Source organism: Pseudomonas sp. HMSC063H08 (genome assembly GCF_001813645.1).
Classification (GTDB): Bacteria; Pseudomonadota; Gammaproteobacteria; order Pseudomonadales; family Pseudomonadaceae; genus Pseudomonas; species Pseudomonas aeruginosa.
This window is the reverse complement of sequence record NZ_KV813561.1, coordinates 147,388-162,232: the sequence shown is the minus strand read 5'-3', so window position 1 is coordinate 162,232 and position 14,845 is coordinate 147,388. Positions and strand designations below refer to the sequence as shown.

The window sequence follows — 14,845 nt, the reverse complement described above, 5'->3', positions numbered from 1 at the left end:
GAGGCCGGACGGTGCCGTATTGCCGTTGACTGCCCCGAGAAGAAACCAGAAGAGAGGCTACAACCGTGATCGATTCCCTGAACCACCTCCCCCGTCCGGACGCCGGCGCGGACACGCTCGCCGAGCGCTTCGCCGACCTCGCGCCGCCGCTCAACGCCCGCCAGGCCGCCCTGGAAAGCGCCCGCTGCCTGTACTGCTACGACGCGCCCTGCGTCAACGCCTGCCCGACCGAGATCGACATCCCGGGGTTCATCCGCAGCATCGCCCAGGAGAATGTCCAGGGCGCGGCGCAGAAGATCCTCTCGGCGAACATCCTAGGCGGCAGCTGCGCCCGCGTCTGCCCCACGGAAATCCTTTGCCAGCGGGCCTGCGTACGCAACAACGCCCAGGAATGCGCACCGGTGCTGATCGGCCAGTTGCAACGCTACGCCCTCGACCACGCCGGCTTCGGCGAACATCCGTTCAAGCGCTCGCCGGCCACCGGCAAGCGCATCGCCGTGGTCGGCGCCGGGCCGGCCGGGCTGTCCTGCGCCCACCGCCTGGCCATGCACGGCCACGACGTGGTGCTCTTCGAGGCCCGCGCCAAGGCCGGCGGCCTCAACGAGTACGGCATCGCCCGCTACAAGCTGGTGGACGACTTCGCCCGGCGCGAAGTGGAATTCCTCCTGCAGATCGGCGGTATCGAACTGCGCCACGGCCAGCGTCTCGGCGACAACCTGGCGCTCGGCGCCCTGCACGACGAGTACGACGCGGTGTTCCTCGGCATCGGCCTGGCCGCCAGCAAGCGCCTCGGCCTGGAAGACGAGGACGCTCCCGGCCTGCTCGCCGCCACCGACTACATCCGCGAACTGCGGCAGAGCGACGACCTGCTCGACCTGCCCGTCGCCGACCGTTGCATCGTCATCGGCGCCGGCAACACCGCCATCGACATGGCGGTGCAGATGAGCCGGCTCGGCGCCCGCGACGTCAACCTGGTCTACCGCCGTGGCTTCGAGGAAATGGGCGCCACCGGCCATGAGCAGGAGATCGCCAAGGCCAGCCAGGTTCGCCTGCTGACCTGGGCCCGACCGGAACGGGTACTGCTTGACGAGCACGGCCGGGTGCGCGGCATGCGCTTCGCCCGCACGCGCCTGGAGAACGGTCGCCTGGGCGACACCGGCGAGCACTTCGAACTGGCCGCCGACGCCATCTTCAAGGCCATCGGCCAGGCCTTCGAAGGCGCCAGCCTGGGCGATCCGCTGGCAGCGCAACTGCGGCGCGACGGCGAGCGCATCCAGGTCGACGGACAGATGCGCACCAGCATCCCCGGCATCTACGCCGGCGGCGACTGCGTGGCGCTCGGCGAGGACCTCACCGTGCAGGCGGTGCAGCACGGCAAACTGGCGGCGGAAGCGATCCACGCCCAACTCATGCTCAACGTGGAGGCTGCGTGATGGCCGACCTGTCTATCGAATTCGCCGGCATCAAGTCGCCCAACCCCTTCTGGCTGGCCTCCGCGCCGCCCACCGACAAGGCCTACAACGTGGTCCGCGCCTACCAGGCGGGCTGGGGCGGGGTGGTCTGGAAGACCCTCGGCGAAGACCCCGCGGCGGTCAACGTGTCGTCGCGTTATTCCGCGCACTTCGGACCGAACCGCCAGGTGCAGGGGATCAACAACATCGAGCTGATCACCGACCGCTCGCTGGAGATCAACCTGCGCGAGATCGCCCAGGTGAAGAAGGACTGGCCAGACCGCGCGCTGATCGTGTCGCTGATGGTGCCCTGCGTCGAGGAGTCGTGGAAATACATCCTGCCGCTGGTGGAAGCCACCGGCGCCGACGGTATCGAGCTGAACTTCGGTTGCCCCCACGGCATGCCCGAGCGCGGCATGGGCGCGGCGGTGGGCCAGGTACCGGAGTACGTGGAGATGGTCACCCGCTGGTGCAAGACCCACTGCTCGCTGCCGGTGATCGTCAAGCTCACCCCCAACATCACCGACATCCGCCAGTCGGCGCGCGCCGCCCATCGCGGCGGCGCCGACGCGGTGTCGCTGATCAACACCATCAACTCGATCACCAGCGTCGACCTGGAGCGCATGGTCGCCCTGCCCGTGGTCGGCACCCAGAGCACCCACGGCGGCTACTGCGGCTCGGCGGTGAAGCCGATCGCCCTGAACATGGTCGCCGAGATCGCCCGCGACCCGCAGACCCGCGGCCTGCCGATCTGTGGCATCGGCGGTATCGGCAGTTGGCGCGACGCAGCGGAATTCGTCGCGCTCGGCTGCGGCGCGGTGCAGGTATGCACGGCGGCGATGCTGCACGGCTTCCGTATCGTCGAGGACATGCAGGACGGTCTCGCGCGCTGGATGGACAGCCATGGCTACCAGCGGCTGTCCGATTTCAGCGGCGGCGCGGTGGGCAATACCACCGACTGGAAGTACCTGGACATCAACTACCAGGTGATCGCCCGCATCGACCAGGACGCCTGCATCGGTTGCGGCCGCTGCCATATCGCCTGCGAGGACACCTCGCACCAGGCCATCGCCAGCCTGCCCCGGGCCGACGGTACGCACCGCTACGAAGTGATCGACGCCGAGTGCGTGGGCTGCAACCTGTGCCAGATCACCTGTCCGGTGGAGAACTGCATCGAAATGGTGCCGCAGGACACCGGCAAGCCCTATCTCAACTGGACCCAGGATCCGCGCAACCCCTACCGCGAAGCCTCCTGAACGCAGGGCGGCGCCCGCATCCCCGGCGGACGCCGCCCTGCCGCGCGCCGGCACGCTTCCTGCGTGCCGCTGCGGTCCGACGACGCGCAACGGCGTCTGTCGGATCGACCCGCCTTCGACTACCATTCGCCGCGGCCCGGCCGACGCTCCCGGACGGCCGGCGCCCCACGGAGACTCGCGCATGTCCGCAGACAGCAACTACAGCCAGCAACCGGTCCCGCTGGCGGCGCGCAAGAGCGCGCTGGCCCTGAGCGTGGTGATGCTCGGCCTGACCTTCTTTTCCGCCAGCATGTGGACCGGCGGCACCCTCGGCACCGGCCTGAGCTACGACGACTTCTTCCTCGCCGTGCTGCTGGGCAACCTGATGCTCGGCCTGTACACCGCGATCCTCGGCTTCATCGGCGCGCGCACCGGCCTTTCCACCCACCTGCTGGCGCATTACTCGTTCGGCAGCAAGGGCTCCTGGCTGCCCTCGGCGTTGCTCGGCGGCACCCAGGTCGGCTGGTTCGGCGTCGGCGTAGCGATGTTCGCCATCCCGGTGGCCAAGGCCACCGGCCTCGACGTCAACCTGCTGATCCTGGTTTCCGGAGCGCTTATGACCCTCACGGTGTTCTTCGGCATCGCCGGTCTGACCCTGCTGTCGGCCATCGCGGTCCCGGCGATCGTCGTTCTCGGCAGCTACTCGGTATGGCTCGCGGTGCGCGACGCCGGCGGCCTGGCGGCGCTGCAGCAGGTGACGCCGAGCGCGCCGCTGAGCCTCTCGACCGCGATCGCCCTGGTGGTCGGCTCGTTCGTCAGCGCCGGCACCCTCACCGCCGACTTCGTCCGCTTCGGCCGCAGCGCGCGTACCGCCGTGGTGGTGTGCCTGGTGGCGTTCTTCCTCGGCAACTCGCTGATGTTCATCTTCGGCGCGGCCGGCGCGGCGGCGGTGGGCAAGTCGGACATCTCCGACGTGATGATCGCCCAGGGCCTGCTGATCCCGGCGATCCTGGTCCTCGGCCTGAACATCTGGACCACCAACGACAACGCGCTGTATGCCTCCGGCCTCGGCTTCGCCAACATCACCGGCCTCTCCAGCCGCTTCCTGGCGATGCTCAACGGCGCCCTCGGCACCCTCGCCGCGCTCTGGCTGTACAACCACTTCGTCGGCTGGCTGACCTTCCTCTCCGCCGCCATCCCGCCCATCGGCGGGGTGATCATCGCCGACTACCTGAGTCGCCGCCGGCGCTACCGCCAGCACCCCTGCGCGGACATCCAGGCGATCAACTGGGCGGCGATCCTCGCCGTCGCCTGCGGCACCGCCGCCGGCCACTGGCTGCCGGGGATAGTGCCGGTCAACGCGGTGCTCGGCGCCGCCATCGCCTACCTGCTGCTCAATCCCCTGCTGAGCCGCAGCCCGAACAAACCAGAAGAGGTCCTCCATGCTGATTGACAACCTGCGCCTGCGCGGCCGCGAAGGTCTCTGGCAACTGCGCGTCGCCGATGGCCGTATCGCCGCCCTGGTGCCGATGGAACAGGCCGCCGACGACGCCGGCGAGCGCCTGGACGGCGCCGGCGGTCTTGCCGTGCCGCCGTTCATCGAGCCGCACATCCATCTCGACACCACCCAGACCGCCGGCCAGCCGGAGTGGAACCGCTCCGGCACGCTGTTCGAAGGCATCGAGCGCTGGGCCCAGCGCAAGGCCCTGCTCAGCCACGAGGACGTCAAGCAGCGCGCCTGGCAGACCCTGAAATGGCAGATCGCCAACGGCGTGCAGCACGTGCGCAGCCACGTCGACGTCTCCGACCCGACCCTCACCGCGCTCAAGGCCATGCTCGAGGTGCGCGGCGAAGTGGCGCCCTGGGTCGACCTGCAGATCGTCGCCTTCCCCCAGGAGGGCATTCTCTCCTACCCCAACGGCCTGGAACTGCTGGAGGAGTCGCTGCGCCTGGGCGCCGACGTGGTGGGGGCGATCCCGCATTTCGAATTCACCCGCGAGCTGGGCGTCGAGTCGCTGCACAAGGCCATCGACCTGGCCAAGCGCTACGACCTGCCAGTGGACGTGCATTGCGACGAGATCGACGACGAGCAGTCGCGCTTCCTCGAGACCCTGGCCATGCTCGCCCATCGCGACGGCCTCGGCGCACGGGTCACCGCCAGCCACACCACGGCGATGCACTCCTACAACGGCGCCTACACCTCGCGGCTGTTCCGCCTGCTGAAACTGTCGGGAATCAACTTCGTCGCCAACCCGCTGGTGAACATCCACCTGCAGGGTCGCTTCGACGACTACCCGAAGCGCCGCGGCATCACCCGGGTCAAGGAACTGCTCGGCGCCGGGATCAACACCTGCTTCGGCCACGACGACGTGTTCGACCCCTGGTACCCGCTGGGCACCGCGAACATGCTGCAAGTGCTGCACATGGGCCTGCACGTGACGCAGATGATGGGCTACGACGAGATCGACGGCGGCCTCGACCTGATCACCCGCAACAGCGCCCGCACCCTCGGCCTGCGGGAATACGGCATCGAGGTCGGCCATCCGGCCAACCTGCTGGTGCTGCCGGCCCGCGACGGCTTCGACGCGGTGCGCCGGCAGGTCCCGGTGCGCTACTCGATCCGCGGCGGACGGCTGCTCGCCGAGACGGTCCCGGCGCAGACCACGGTGTTCCTCGAACAGGCGGAAGCGGTGGACTTCACCCGCGCCAGCTGAGCCTTCGCCGGAGCCTTCTAGCGAAGGCTCCGCTGCTCAGGGCTCCAATCCGATTCCGCGCAGGACCACGCTGGTCACCGTCTGCACCGCCCTTTCGAACTGCATGTCGCTGAGCGGCTGGTGGCCGTTGAGCACCTCGACCTGGTAGCCGAAGTCGGCGTAGTGCTGGGTGGAGGCCCAGATCATGTAGAGCAGGCTGCTAGGTTCTATCGACAGGATGCGCTTTTCCTCGACCCACTGGCGGATCTTCGCCTCCTTCATCTTGGCCCATTCGTAGAGGCTGTCGTCGAGGGTGGCGCCGAGCAGCGGCGCGCCATGCATGATTTCGTTGGCCCAGACCTTGGAGCCATGCGGGCGGGTGCGCGAATGGTTCATCTTCGCGCGGATATAGCTGGTCAATACCACCCTTGGGTCATCGAACATCTCGAAGCAGAGGGCGTCCTGCTTCCAGACCTCGAGCAGGCCGAGGAGGACGTCGCGGTACAGCTCGTCCTTGGTGCTGAAGTAGTAGTGCAGGTTGGAGCGCGGCAGTTCGGCTTCTTCGGCGATGTTGCCCATGGAGGTGCCGGCGTAGCCTTTTTCGGCGAAGACTTTTTCGGCGGCCAGGAGAATCTTCTCGACGTTGCGGCGGCGGATCTCGATCTTGTGTGTGCCCATGTGCGATCCATTACTGCGAATTCAACCAAGGCTACCAGCAAATCCGGGCGTGCGGCGACGCCCAGTCTTGCCAGGTAGCCCCTCTCAGCGACGCTTCGGACGGCGGCCGCGCAGGCGACGCCAGCCGATCCAGCAGCCGCTGGCGCAGACCACCAGGCCGCCGAGGCTGAAACCGAGCATCCACAGGTCCCACAGCGGACGCCGGGTCAGCAGCGGCAGCCAGTCCCAGCTATGCAACAGGGAAAACAGCCAGCGGCTGCCGCGCCGACCGTCGTCGAGCACGCCAACCACCGCGCCGCTGTAGGGATCCAGGTGCACCCAGGTATGCCGGGGATCGTCGAAACGCAGGCGCCAGACCGGCAGGCGCCGCTCCAGGTAGCCCATCATGCTGTGTTCTTCGCGCGGGTAGTAATAGAAGTCGTAGCGTTCCAACCGTTCGGCCTGCATCGGCACGCCCGGCAGCAGCGCGCGAGCCGCCGCCAGCAGGCGATCCGCGGGTAGCTCCCGGAGGATTTCGCCATCCGCCGTCAGCAGCAGGCTGTTGCCGCTGGCGCTGCGCCCGAGCGCATAGGGCTCGCCGTCGAGCGCCCGCCACTCCAGCTCGCGCACCCGCAACCCGGCGGCACGCAAGCGCCGCAGGACAGCGTCCGCCTCCAGTCCGGCGGGCAGCGCCCGGTCCCAGCTACCGCCCTGGTAGGCCGCGAGGTCGAACGGCGTACCGCGGCCGAACAGGTTCCACGGATTCATCGACATCAGCCCGCTGAAGATCCAGCTCAGCACCAGCGCGCCGAAGAGCAGGCCGGCGAGGTGGTGCCAGCGCTGGAAACCGCCCGCATAGGGCGAGCGCGAGCCGCTGCGATAGGGCTTGCGGAAGCGCCAGCGGAGCAGGCCGACGAGGATGCCGAGGACGGTCGCCAGGGTCGCCAGCAGCGACAGGCCGATCACCAGGTTCGCCCACTGCCCGTCGAACCCGCCGCCGCGCAGCGGATAGAGCCAGTGCAGCCAGGCGCCGAGCCAGTTCCAGGCGCGCTCCCGGCGGCTGGCGTCGCGTACCACCTCGCCGGTCTGCGAGGACAGGTAGAGCAGCCGGCCCTGCTCGTCCGCGGTCTGCACCCGCCATAGCGGCCGGTGCGGATCGAGGTTGCGGGTATGGGTCCAGGCGTCTTCCTCGATCCGCCCTTGCAACTGCATCGGTACTTCGCCGCTGAAAGCACGGGCCGAAGCCAGCACCCTGTCCGCGTCCACCGCCAGCGGCCGGCCGTCGCGCGCCGCCAGCGCACGCGTGCGTCCGTCGGCATCGTCCAGCAGGTAGGTCGGCAGGCCTCCTACGCTGGCCAGCCGGATGCTCCGCGGGGTCTTTCCATCGCCGCCGGCGAGGGCCGTCCGCAGCGGTACGCAGGACTCGCAGCCGTCCAGCTCGGGCAGGTGGGCCAGGCGTTCCAGCGGAGTCAGCTTGGGATAGCCGACATACAGCATGACCATGCCGGAGACGAACCAGAGCACCATCAGCAGGCAGCAGCCGATGCCCAGCCAGCGGTGCCACAGGTACAGGTAGCGTTTCATCGACGACTCCTCAGAAGCGCGTCTGCACGCTCAGCTCGAAGGTGCGCGGATCGCCGACGTAGTACAGCGGCGTGCTCTGCACGAAGCGCGCGTAGACCTCGTCGGTGAGGTTGCGCACGCGCCCGGTGATCCGCGTGCGCTCGTCCAGCCGGTAGCTGAGGAAAGTCCCGTAGACCGTATAGGACGGCACGTGCCAGGTGTTGGCGTTGTTGGCGTACACCGAGGACACGTAGCGCGCGTCCACCCCGCCCTGCCAGGCCGGGTCGAAGTCGTAGGTCAGCCACAGGTTGCCGACCCGCTCCGGCACGTTCGGCGGCGTCTTGCCCTTACGCGAGACGGCGACGCCGCCGACGTTCTCGGTGAACTCGTCGTACTGCGCGTCGACCCAGGCGAAATTGCCCTCGGCCAGCAGCTTCGGGGTGATCCGCAGGGAGGCGGCGGCCTCGATGCCCCTGGAGGTCTGCTGGCCCACCGGCACGCTGAGGTTGGGGTTGTTCGGGTCGGCCACCGAGAAGTCCCGGCGGACGATGCGGTAGGCGGCCAGGGTGGCGCTGCCGCGACCGTCGAGGAAATCGAACTTGCTGCCCAGCTCCCACTGGTCGCCGGTGGACAGGTCGTAGTCGCGGACCTGGCCGAAGCTGGCGCTGGTCAGCACCCCGCCCGGCGGGTCGGCGGCGGTACTGTATTGCAGGTAGACGTTGGCGTGCGGAGTGAACTGGTAGACCAGCCCGGCGCGCCCGGTGACCACGTCCCAGCGCCGTTCGAAGTGTGCGGGATTGTCCTTGTCGGGTACCCGATGGTTGCGCACGTCGAGGTCGAGGTGGTCGTAGCGCAGCCCGGTGACCAGCGACAGCTCGTCGGTCAGGCCCAGGCGGTTCTCGGCGAACAACGCGCTGGTGCGCACCTCGTTGCTGCGGTCCTTCCGGTGGCCGGGACGCATGCCCGGCAGGTCGTAGAAGTGGCCCGGCTCGAAACTGGCCGGATCGACCGTACCGAACGGCCCGGAGGCGGTACTCGGGAAGCGCGTCTGCTTGTTGATGCTGTAGTCGAAGCCCAGCGCCCAGTCGCTGGCCAGTCCGAACAGCGGCTGGCTGTGCTGTAGCTCGAAGCGGTTGCCGTTGAGCTGCTGGTCGTGGCGCTGGAGGAATGCGTTGGAGCGCACCACCCCGCTGTTGTCGGCGTTGTAGCGGTAGGTCTCGAGGTTGCGGTAATCGCGCTCGGCGTCGTAGTGGTAGAAGGTGTTGCGCCAGCGCGTGCTGTCGCTGACCCGGTATTCGAGGATCGAGCGCAGCCAGCGCACGCGCTGTTCGTAGCGGCCATCGGCGACATTGTAGTTCTCGCGGCGACGGCTCTTGTCGATCTTCAGCTCGCCGGCGTAGGGATTGAGCACCGGCGTGCCCCAGTAGGGGCTGTCTTCCTGCTCGTCCTGGTACTCCAGGGCCAGGGTGTGGGAAAGGTCCGGGGTCAGGTCGCTGAGCAGGGAGAAAGCGACGTTCCACGATTCGCGCGAATTGCGGTCGACGTAGCCGTTGCCGCCGCTGCGGCTGACGTCCAGGCGCACGAAGTGCTTCGGCTCGGGGCCGATGCCCAGGGCCTGGTTGAAGCCGAAGGCGACTTCCGAATCGTCGTAGCTGCCATAGCGCACCCGGCCTTCCATGAAATCGCCGTAGCGGTCGGCGAGCTTGCTGATGTAGTCCAGCGAGCCGCCGACGGCACCGGCGCCGTTGAGGAAGGAGGACGGACCGCCGACCAGCTCGACGCGGTCGACGATCCAGTCGTCCAGCGGACGCATGGCGCTGCTGTATTGCACCGGAATGCCGTTGAACAACTGGTTGACCTGGTTCGAGCTGAAGCCGCGGTAGGTGACGAAGCCGCCGAAGCCGGGCGGCGCCGAGGCGTTCACGCCGGGCAGGCTGTTGGCGATGTCCTGGGTGCTGCGCAGGCCGCGCCGCTCGAAGCTGGCACGGTTGGCCACGCTTACCGAGCCGGGAGTCTCGCGCAGGCTCAGGCCCAGGCGCGAGCCGCCGCCGGCGCTGTCGTCGAGATCGAGGGCCGGCGGGGTTTCCCCGGCGGCGCCGGCGCTGACGGTGAGGGCGGGCAGTTCGGTGGGTTCCTCATCGGCCCAGAGCCAGGCCGGAACGCCGGCCAGGGTGAGGTTGAGACCCAGCGCGAGGACGCGGCGGGCCGTGGAGTGCTTTTTCATCGAGCGATCCTGAAGCAAGGCATGGTGGGCACGCCCGCCTCGCCCGGATGGACAGCGGCGAGCGCTGCGCGGACGAGGCAGGACGGGCGACGGATGCAAATGCCCGGCGCGGCGGGCGTTCAGGATCAGGCGGGGGAAGCGCGCGGGTTGGCCGGCGGCCAGACGTACCGGGGCGGCACCGGCTCGCGCGTGGCGGGCGGGCGGAAACGCGCCTGGCGTCGCCGTTGCAAGCGCCAGGACCAGATCACCCCGAGCGCGACGAACAGCACCAGGGCGCTGCACATCGGGCAGCTCACCGGCAACTGGGGATTGACCGGTGCCGGATCGCCGGCGGACCCGTCGTCGGGATCCAGGGATAGCCATTGGCTGGCACCGGCGACGCAGAACAGCCCGACGCTGGCCTTCTGCCCTTTGTCGCTGCCCACTCCCAGCGCCTGCAGGTGCAGGACGCCGCAAGCCAGCGCGTTGACCAGCACGCAGGCACAGAGGGCGAAGCTCAGCCACTGCAGCAGCGGTGAGCGGGAGATGGGAGCGATTCTCATGACCGCGCACTCTAGCATCCTGACACGCAAATTCCCCGCGCTTCTGCGCTGCGGTGCATCGCCGCAGCCCGAGGGCGCGACGCACGGCGACGAGCGGCGTATCAGGGGTGACTTGGGAGTTTCATGTGGCGCCGCTATAATCGCCCGCTCAGGCGGCCCTTTCGGGTCGCTCCCGCCTTCCGTTCGAGGGGCGCTGCAGCAGGCCTAGGCCTGTCAGGCTCGAACGGAGCGCGCTCTCAGGCCGGCCTCGCCGGTCTGTCAACGCACCAACGGCGCCCATTCGCAGACAACGAATGGAGAGTTACGCATGAGCGCTGTCATGACGCCCGCCGGTTTCACCGACTACAAGGTCGCCGACATCACCCTGGCCGCCTGGGGCCGCCGCGAGCTGATCATCGCCGAATCGGAAATGCCCGCACTGATGGGCCTGCGCCGCAAGTATGCCGGCCAGCAGCCGCTGAAAGGCGCGAAGATCCTCGGTTGCATCCACATGACCATCCAGACCGGCGTGCTGATCGAGACCCTGGTCGCGCTGGGCGCCGAAGTCCGCTGGTCGAGCTGCAACATCTTCTCCACCCAGGACCAGGCCGCCGCCGCCATCGCCGCCGCCGGCATCCCGGTGTTCGCCTGGAAGGGCGAGACCGAGGAAGAGTACGAATGGTGCATCGAGCAGACCATCCTCAAGGACGGCCAGCCGTGGGACGCCAACATGGTGCTGGACGACGGAGGTGACCTGACCGAGATCCTGCACAAGAAATACCCGCAGATGCTCGAGCGCATCCACGGCATCACCGAAGAGACCACCACCGGGGTCCACCGCCTGCTCGACATGCTCAAGAACGGCACCCTGAAAGTCCCGGCGATCAACGTCAACGACTCGGTGACCAAGAGCAAGAACGACAACAAGTACGGCTGCCGCCATAGCCTCAACGACGCCATCAAGCGCGGCACCGACCACCTGCTGTCGGGCAAGCAGGCCCTGGTGATCGGCTACGGCGACGTGGGCAAGGGCTCCTCGCAGTCGCTGCGCCAGGAAGGCATGATCGTCAAGGTCGCGGAAGTCGACCCGATCTGCGCCATGCAGGCCTGCATGGACGGCTTCGAAGTCGTCTCGCCGTACAAGAACGGCATCAACGACGGCACCGAGGCCAGCATCGACGCCGCGCTGCTGGGCAAGATCGACCTGATCGTCACCACCACCGGCAACGTCAACGTCTGCGACGCCAACATGCTCAAGGCGCTGAAGAAACGCGCGGTGGTCTGCAACATCGGCCACTTCGACAACGAGATCGACACCGCCTTCATGCGCAAGAACTGGGCCTGGGAAGAGGTCAAGCCGCAGGTGCACAAGATCCACCGCACCGGCAAGGACGGTTTCGACGCGCACAACGACGACTACCTGATCCTTCTCGCTGAGGGCCGCCTGGTCAACCTGGGCAACGCCACCGGCCATCCGAGCCGGATCATGGACGGTTCCTTCGCCAACCAGGTGCTGGCGCAGATCCACCTGTTCGAGCAGAAGTACGCCGACCTGCCGGCCGCCGAGAAGGCCAAGCGCCTGAGCGTCGAAGTGCTGCCGAAGAAGCTCGACGAGGAAGTGGCCCTGGAGATGGTCAAGGGCTTCGGCGGCGTGGTCACCCAGCTGACCCCGAAACAGGCCGAGTACATCGGCGTGAGCGTGGAAGGCCCGTTCAAGCCGGACACCTATCGCTACTAAGCGGACCACGGGGCAGGCGCCATGCGCCTGCCCCGTTCGCATGAGCGCTCCCACGATGTCCACGCACCTCGCCGATCGCTACAACCAGGCCTGGCTGTTCGCCGCCCGCGCCCACCGCAACCAGACCCTCAGCGGCTCGCCGCTGCCTTATCTGGTGCACCTGGGCATGGTCGCCAACGAGCTGCTGGCCGCCGATCGCGACGGTGCCATCGAACGGCTCGGGGAAACCCTGCAGATCGCGGTCCTGCACGACACCCTGGAAGACACGGCGACCTCACCCGAGGAGCTGCGGCAACAGTTCGGCGAGTTCGTCTGTGCCGGCGTGCAGGCCCTGAGCAAGCGCGTGGGCGACGGCCCCAAGCGTTCCCTCGACGACTATCTCCAGGCGCTTGCCGAGGGCCCGGCGCAGTACGCCCTGGTCAAGCTGTGCGACCGCATCACCAACCTGCAGCCACCGCCGCAGACCTGGAACCAGGACAAGATCGCGAACTACCACCAGGAGTCGCAGCTGATCCTCGCTCGCCTCGGCCATGCCCACGCCGCGACGGCCCGACGCCTGCGGGAAAAAATCGAGCACTACCGCCAGTACTACTGAAGTACCCGGCGCTAGTCGGAATCAACAAGAAGAGGCGCGGCCGTGGTCGCGTCCAAGGAACCGATCATGAGTCAGAGCGAACGCCGTTTCAGCTTCGAGTTCTTCCCGGCGAAGACCGAGGCCGGCCATGAAAAGCTGTTGGCCACCGCCCGCAACCTGGCGGGCTACAAGCCCGACTTCTTCTCCTGCACCTACGGCGCCGGCGGATCCACCCGCGACCGCACGTTGAGTACCGTGCTGCAACTGGACGGCGAGGTGAAAGTGCCGACCGCGCCCCACCTGTCCTGTGTCGGCGACTCGAAAGCCGAGTTGCGCGAACTGCTCGGCCGCTACCGCGAGGCCGGCATCCGCCGCATCGTCGCCCTGCGCGGCGACCTGCCGTCGGGCATGGGCATGGCCAGCGGCGAACTGCGCTACGCCAACGAACTGGTGGACTTCATCCGCACCGAGACCGGCGACCACTTCCACATCGAGGTCGCCGCCTATCCGGAAGTCCACCCCCAGGCGCGCAGCTTCGAGGATGACCTGGCGAACTTCGTGCGCAAGGTGAAGGCCGGCGCCAGCAGCGCCATCACCCAGTACTTCTTCAACGCCGATGCCTATTTCTACTTCGTCGAGCGGGTCGCCAAGCTCGGCGTGGACATCCCGGTGGTCCCCGGCATCATGCCGATCACCAACTACTCCAAGCTGGCGCGCTTCTCCGACGCCTGCGGCGCCGAACTGCCGCGCTGGATCCGCAAGCAACTGGAAGCCTACGGCGACGACAGCCGCAGCATCCAGGCCTTCGGCGAGCAGGTCATCAGCGAGATGTGCGAACGCCTGCTGGAGGGCGGCGCACCGGGACTGCATTTCTATACTTTGAACCAGGCCGATCCGAGCCTGGCGATCTGGAAGAATCTCCAGCTGCCACGCTGATACCGCCCACGCGGTTCGGCCCGGCAGCGTATACCGGCAGGGAAGCCTCTCACGCGATCCACGACAGACATGGCAAACTCACGCAAGCATCTGATCTACCTGGTCTACGGGCGACAGACCTACCACCAGGAAGCCCTGTTCAGCATCGCCAGCGCCTTCGCCCACCTCCGCGACGGGGCGGCGCATGGCCTGACGGTCAGGGTCTATACCGACGACCCCAGTCCCTACGCCGGCCTGCCGGTGCAGGTCCGCGAAGTGACGGCCGAGGAGCTGGTCGCCTGGTGCCAACCGCACGGCTATCACTTCCGCGCCAAGCACGTGGCCCTGCGCGACGCCCTGGAAGACGCCGACCAGGCATTGCTGATCGACACCGATACCTTCTTCCACAGTTCGCCCCTGCGCCTGTTCGACCGCATCCAGCCCGGCAGCCTGCTGTGCAACGCGATCGGCGCGCGCTATGGCGAACACCGTAACTTCCCGCTCTACCGCGACCTCTCGCCCTACCTGTTCGAGCGCGGCTGGGCCGACGACGAGATGCACCAGCTCAACTCCGGCGTCATCGGCCTGCCTCGGGAAGAGGCGAAAATACTCGACCGTTCGTTGGAATTAATGGATGAACTCTATCCAATTGCCAACGGTGCCTATACTCTTGAGGAATTCGTCCTGGCCGTCGCCGCCCACAAGCGGCTGGAGCTGGTGGGTTGTACCGACCTGATCCACCATTACTGGAGCCGGAAACAGCTGTTCCGCGCGAAGATCCAGGCCTGGTTGTGCAAGCACGGTTCCTCCCTTCTCAGCGCTGCAGCCCTCGACGACACCCTCAAGGTGACCGATCGACTGCCACGCCCACCGCGTGCCAAGCGTCTGCTGTACAAGCTGGGAACCCTGCCGTTGCCGGCTCCGATGCGCCAGTTCAGTATCGAACTGCTCTACGGTTGCCACGAATACAGTAACGAGTTCGACCGGGCCTGCGGCCCCGTCTGGTGGGAGAAAGCCGCGACCAATGCCATCGAACGCTATCCGCAGGAACCGATTGCGGAACAAATCGAGGATTGGCTGAATCACAGCTTGCTGCGCAACCTCCTTGGCTCCCGGGCCAACGAGATCCGCCAGCATTTGCGCCAGCGTGACCTGCTCTGACCGCAGCCCTCCGTTGACGCTGCCCCCGGCCCCCCCACCCAGGGCCGGGAGCGAACCGGCCAGCGCCCCCGACCAGGTGCGCGGCCATGCCCGCGAGGGCACCCGTTCGACAC

Annotated in this window: 12 protein-coding genes and 1 riboswitch; of the genes, 8 read left to right on the top strand and 4 right to left on the bottom strand. The window is 67.6% G+C overall.

Translation table 11 applies throughout. From position 1 onward, the window contains the following. Positions 1-65: 65 nt before the first annotated feature. The 4 genes from HMPREF2924_RS25830 (at position 66) to HMPREF2924_RS25815 (ending at position 5,400) form a co-directional block, all read left to right on the top strand. Positions 66-1,433: an NAD(P)-dependent oxidoreductase gene (locus HMPREF2924_RS25830; RefSeq protein ID WP_003084667.1), complete on the top strand. Its 1,368-nt coding sequence runs from the start codon at positions 66-68 to the stop codon at positions 1,431-1,433. Next, complete coding sequence (gene preA, locus HMPREF2924_RS25825; RefSeq protein ID WP_003118829.1) at positions 1,430-2,707, top strand: NAD-dependent dihydropyrimidine dehydrogenase subunit PreA; 1,278 nt, start codon at positions 1,430-1,432, stop codon at positions 2,705-2,707. Before HMPREF2924_RS25830 ends, preA begins: the two co-directional genes overlap by 4 nt. Positions 2,708-2,888: 181 nt before the next feature. Further along, positions 2,889-4,139: a cytosine permease gene (codB, locus tag HMPREF2924_RS25820; protein WP_003084659.1), complete on the top strand. Its 1,251-nt coding sequence runs from the start codon at positions 2,889-2,891 to the stop codon at positions 4,137-4,139. Next, positions 4,129-5,400, top strand: a complete 1,272-nt coding sequence (locus HMPREF2924_RS25815) for a cytosine deaminase (RefSeq protein WP_003084657.1) — start codon at positions 4,129-4,131, stop codon at positions 5,398-5,400. The genes codB and HMPREF2924_RS25815 overlap by 11 nt, the downstream gene beginning before the upstream one ends. Positions 5,401-5,436: 36 nt before the next feature. On the opposite strand, the gene HMPREF2924_RS25810 is transcribed toward HMPREF2924_RS25815, so the two are convergent. The 4 genes from HMPREF2924_RS25810 to HMPREF2924_RS25795 all read right to left on the bottom strand — a co-directional run bounded on the left by HMPREF2924_RS25810 (position 5,437) and on the right by HMPREF2924_RS25795 (position 10,365). Then, a complete protein-coding gene (locus tag HMPREF2924_RS25810; RefSeq protein WP_003084655.1) occupies positions 5,437-6,057 on the bottom strand; it encodes a TetR/AcrR family transcriptional regulator in 621 nt (206 codons plus the stop codon). Positions 6,058-6,141: 84 nt separating this feature from the next. Then, positions 6,142-7,620, bottom strand: a complete 1,479-nt coding sequence (locus tag HMPREF2924_RS25805; protein WP_003129014.1) for a PepSY domain-containing protein — start codon at positions 7,618-7,620, stop codon at positions 6,142-6,144. Between the two features lie 10 nt (positions 7,621-7,630). Then, positions 7,631-9,823: a TonB-dependent receptor gene (locus tag HMPREF2924_RS25800; RefSeq protein WP_003129012.1), complete on the bottom strand. Its 2,193-nt coding sequence runs from the start codon at positions 9,821-9,823 to the stop codon at positions 7,631-7,633. Between the two features lie 125 nt (positions 9,824-9,948). After that, entirely contained in the window at positions 9,949-10,365 is a 417-nt protein-coding gene (locus HMPREF2924_RS25795) for a DUF2946 domain-containing protein (protein ID WP_023086803.1), read from the bottom strand. 179 nt (positions 10,366-10,544) lie between these two features. Next, positions 10,545-10,650: riboswitch (S-adenosyl-L-homocysteine riboswitch) on the top strand. A gap of 22 nt (positions 10,651-10,672) precedes the next feature. Here HMPREF2924_RS25795 and ahcY point away from each other — a divergent pair. The 4 genes from ahcY to HMPREF2924_RS25775 all read left to right on the top strand — a co-directional run bounded on the left by ahcY (position 10,673) and on the right by HMPREF2924_RS25775 (position 14,732). Continuing rightward, positions 10,673-12,082 (top strand): adenosylhomocysteinase, encoded by a 1,410-nt coding sequence (gene ahcY / locus HMPREF2924_RS25790; protein ID WP_003099900.1) that lies wholly within the window; start codon positions 10,673-10,675, stop codon positions 12,080-12,082. 40 nt (positions 12,083-12,122) lie between these two features. Next, positions 12,123-12,677: an HD domain-containing protein gene (locus HMPREF2924_RS25785; RefSeq protein ID WP_003118822.1), complete on the top strand. Its 555-nt coding sequence runs from the start codon at positions 12,123-12,125 to the stop codon at positions 12,675-12,677. Between the two features lie 66 nt (positions 12,678-12,743). Further along, entirely contained in the window at positions 12,744-13,592 is an 849-nt protein-coding gene (gene metF, locus HMPREF2924_RS25780) for a methylenetetrahydrofolate reductase [NAD(P)H] (RefSeq protein ID WP_003084639.1), read from the top strand. Between the two features lie 69 nt (positions 13,593-13,661). Continuing rightward, complete coding sequence (locus tag HMPREF2924_RS25775; RefSeq protein WP_003084637.1) at positions 13,662-14,732, top strand: hypothetical protein; 1,071 nt, start codon at positions 13,662-13,664, stop codon at positions 14,730-14,732. The last annotated feature ends 113 nt before the right edge of the window (positions 14,733-14,845 follow it).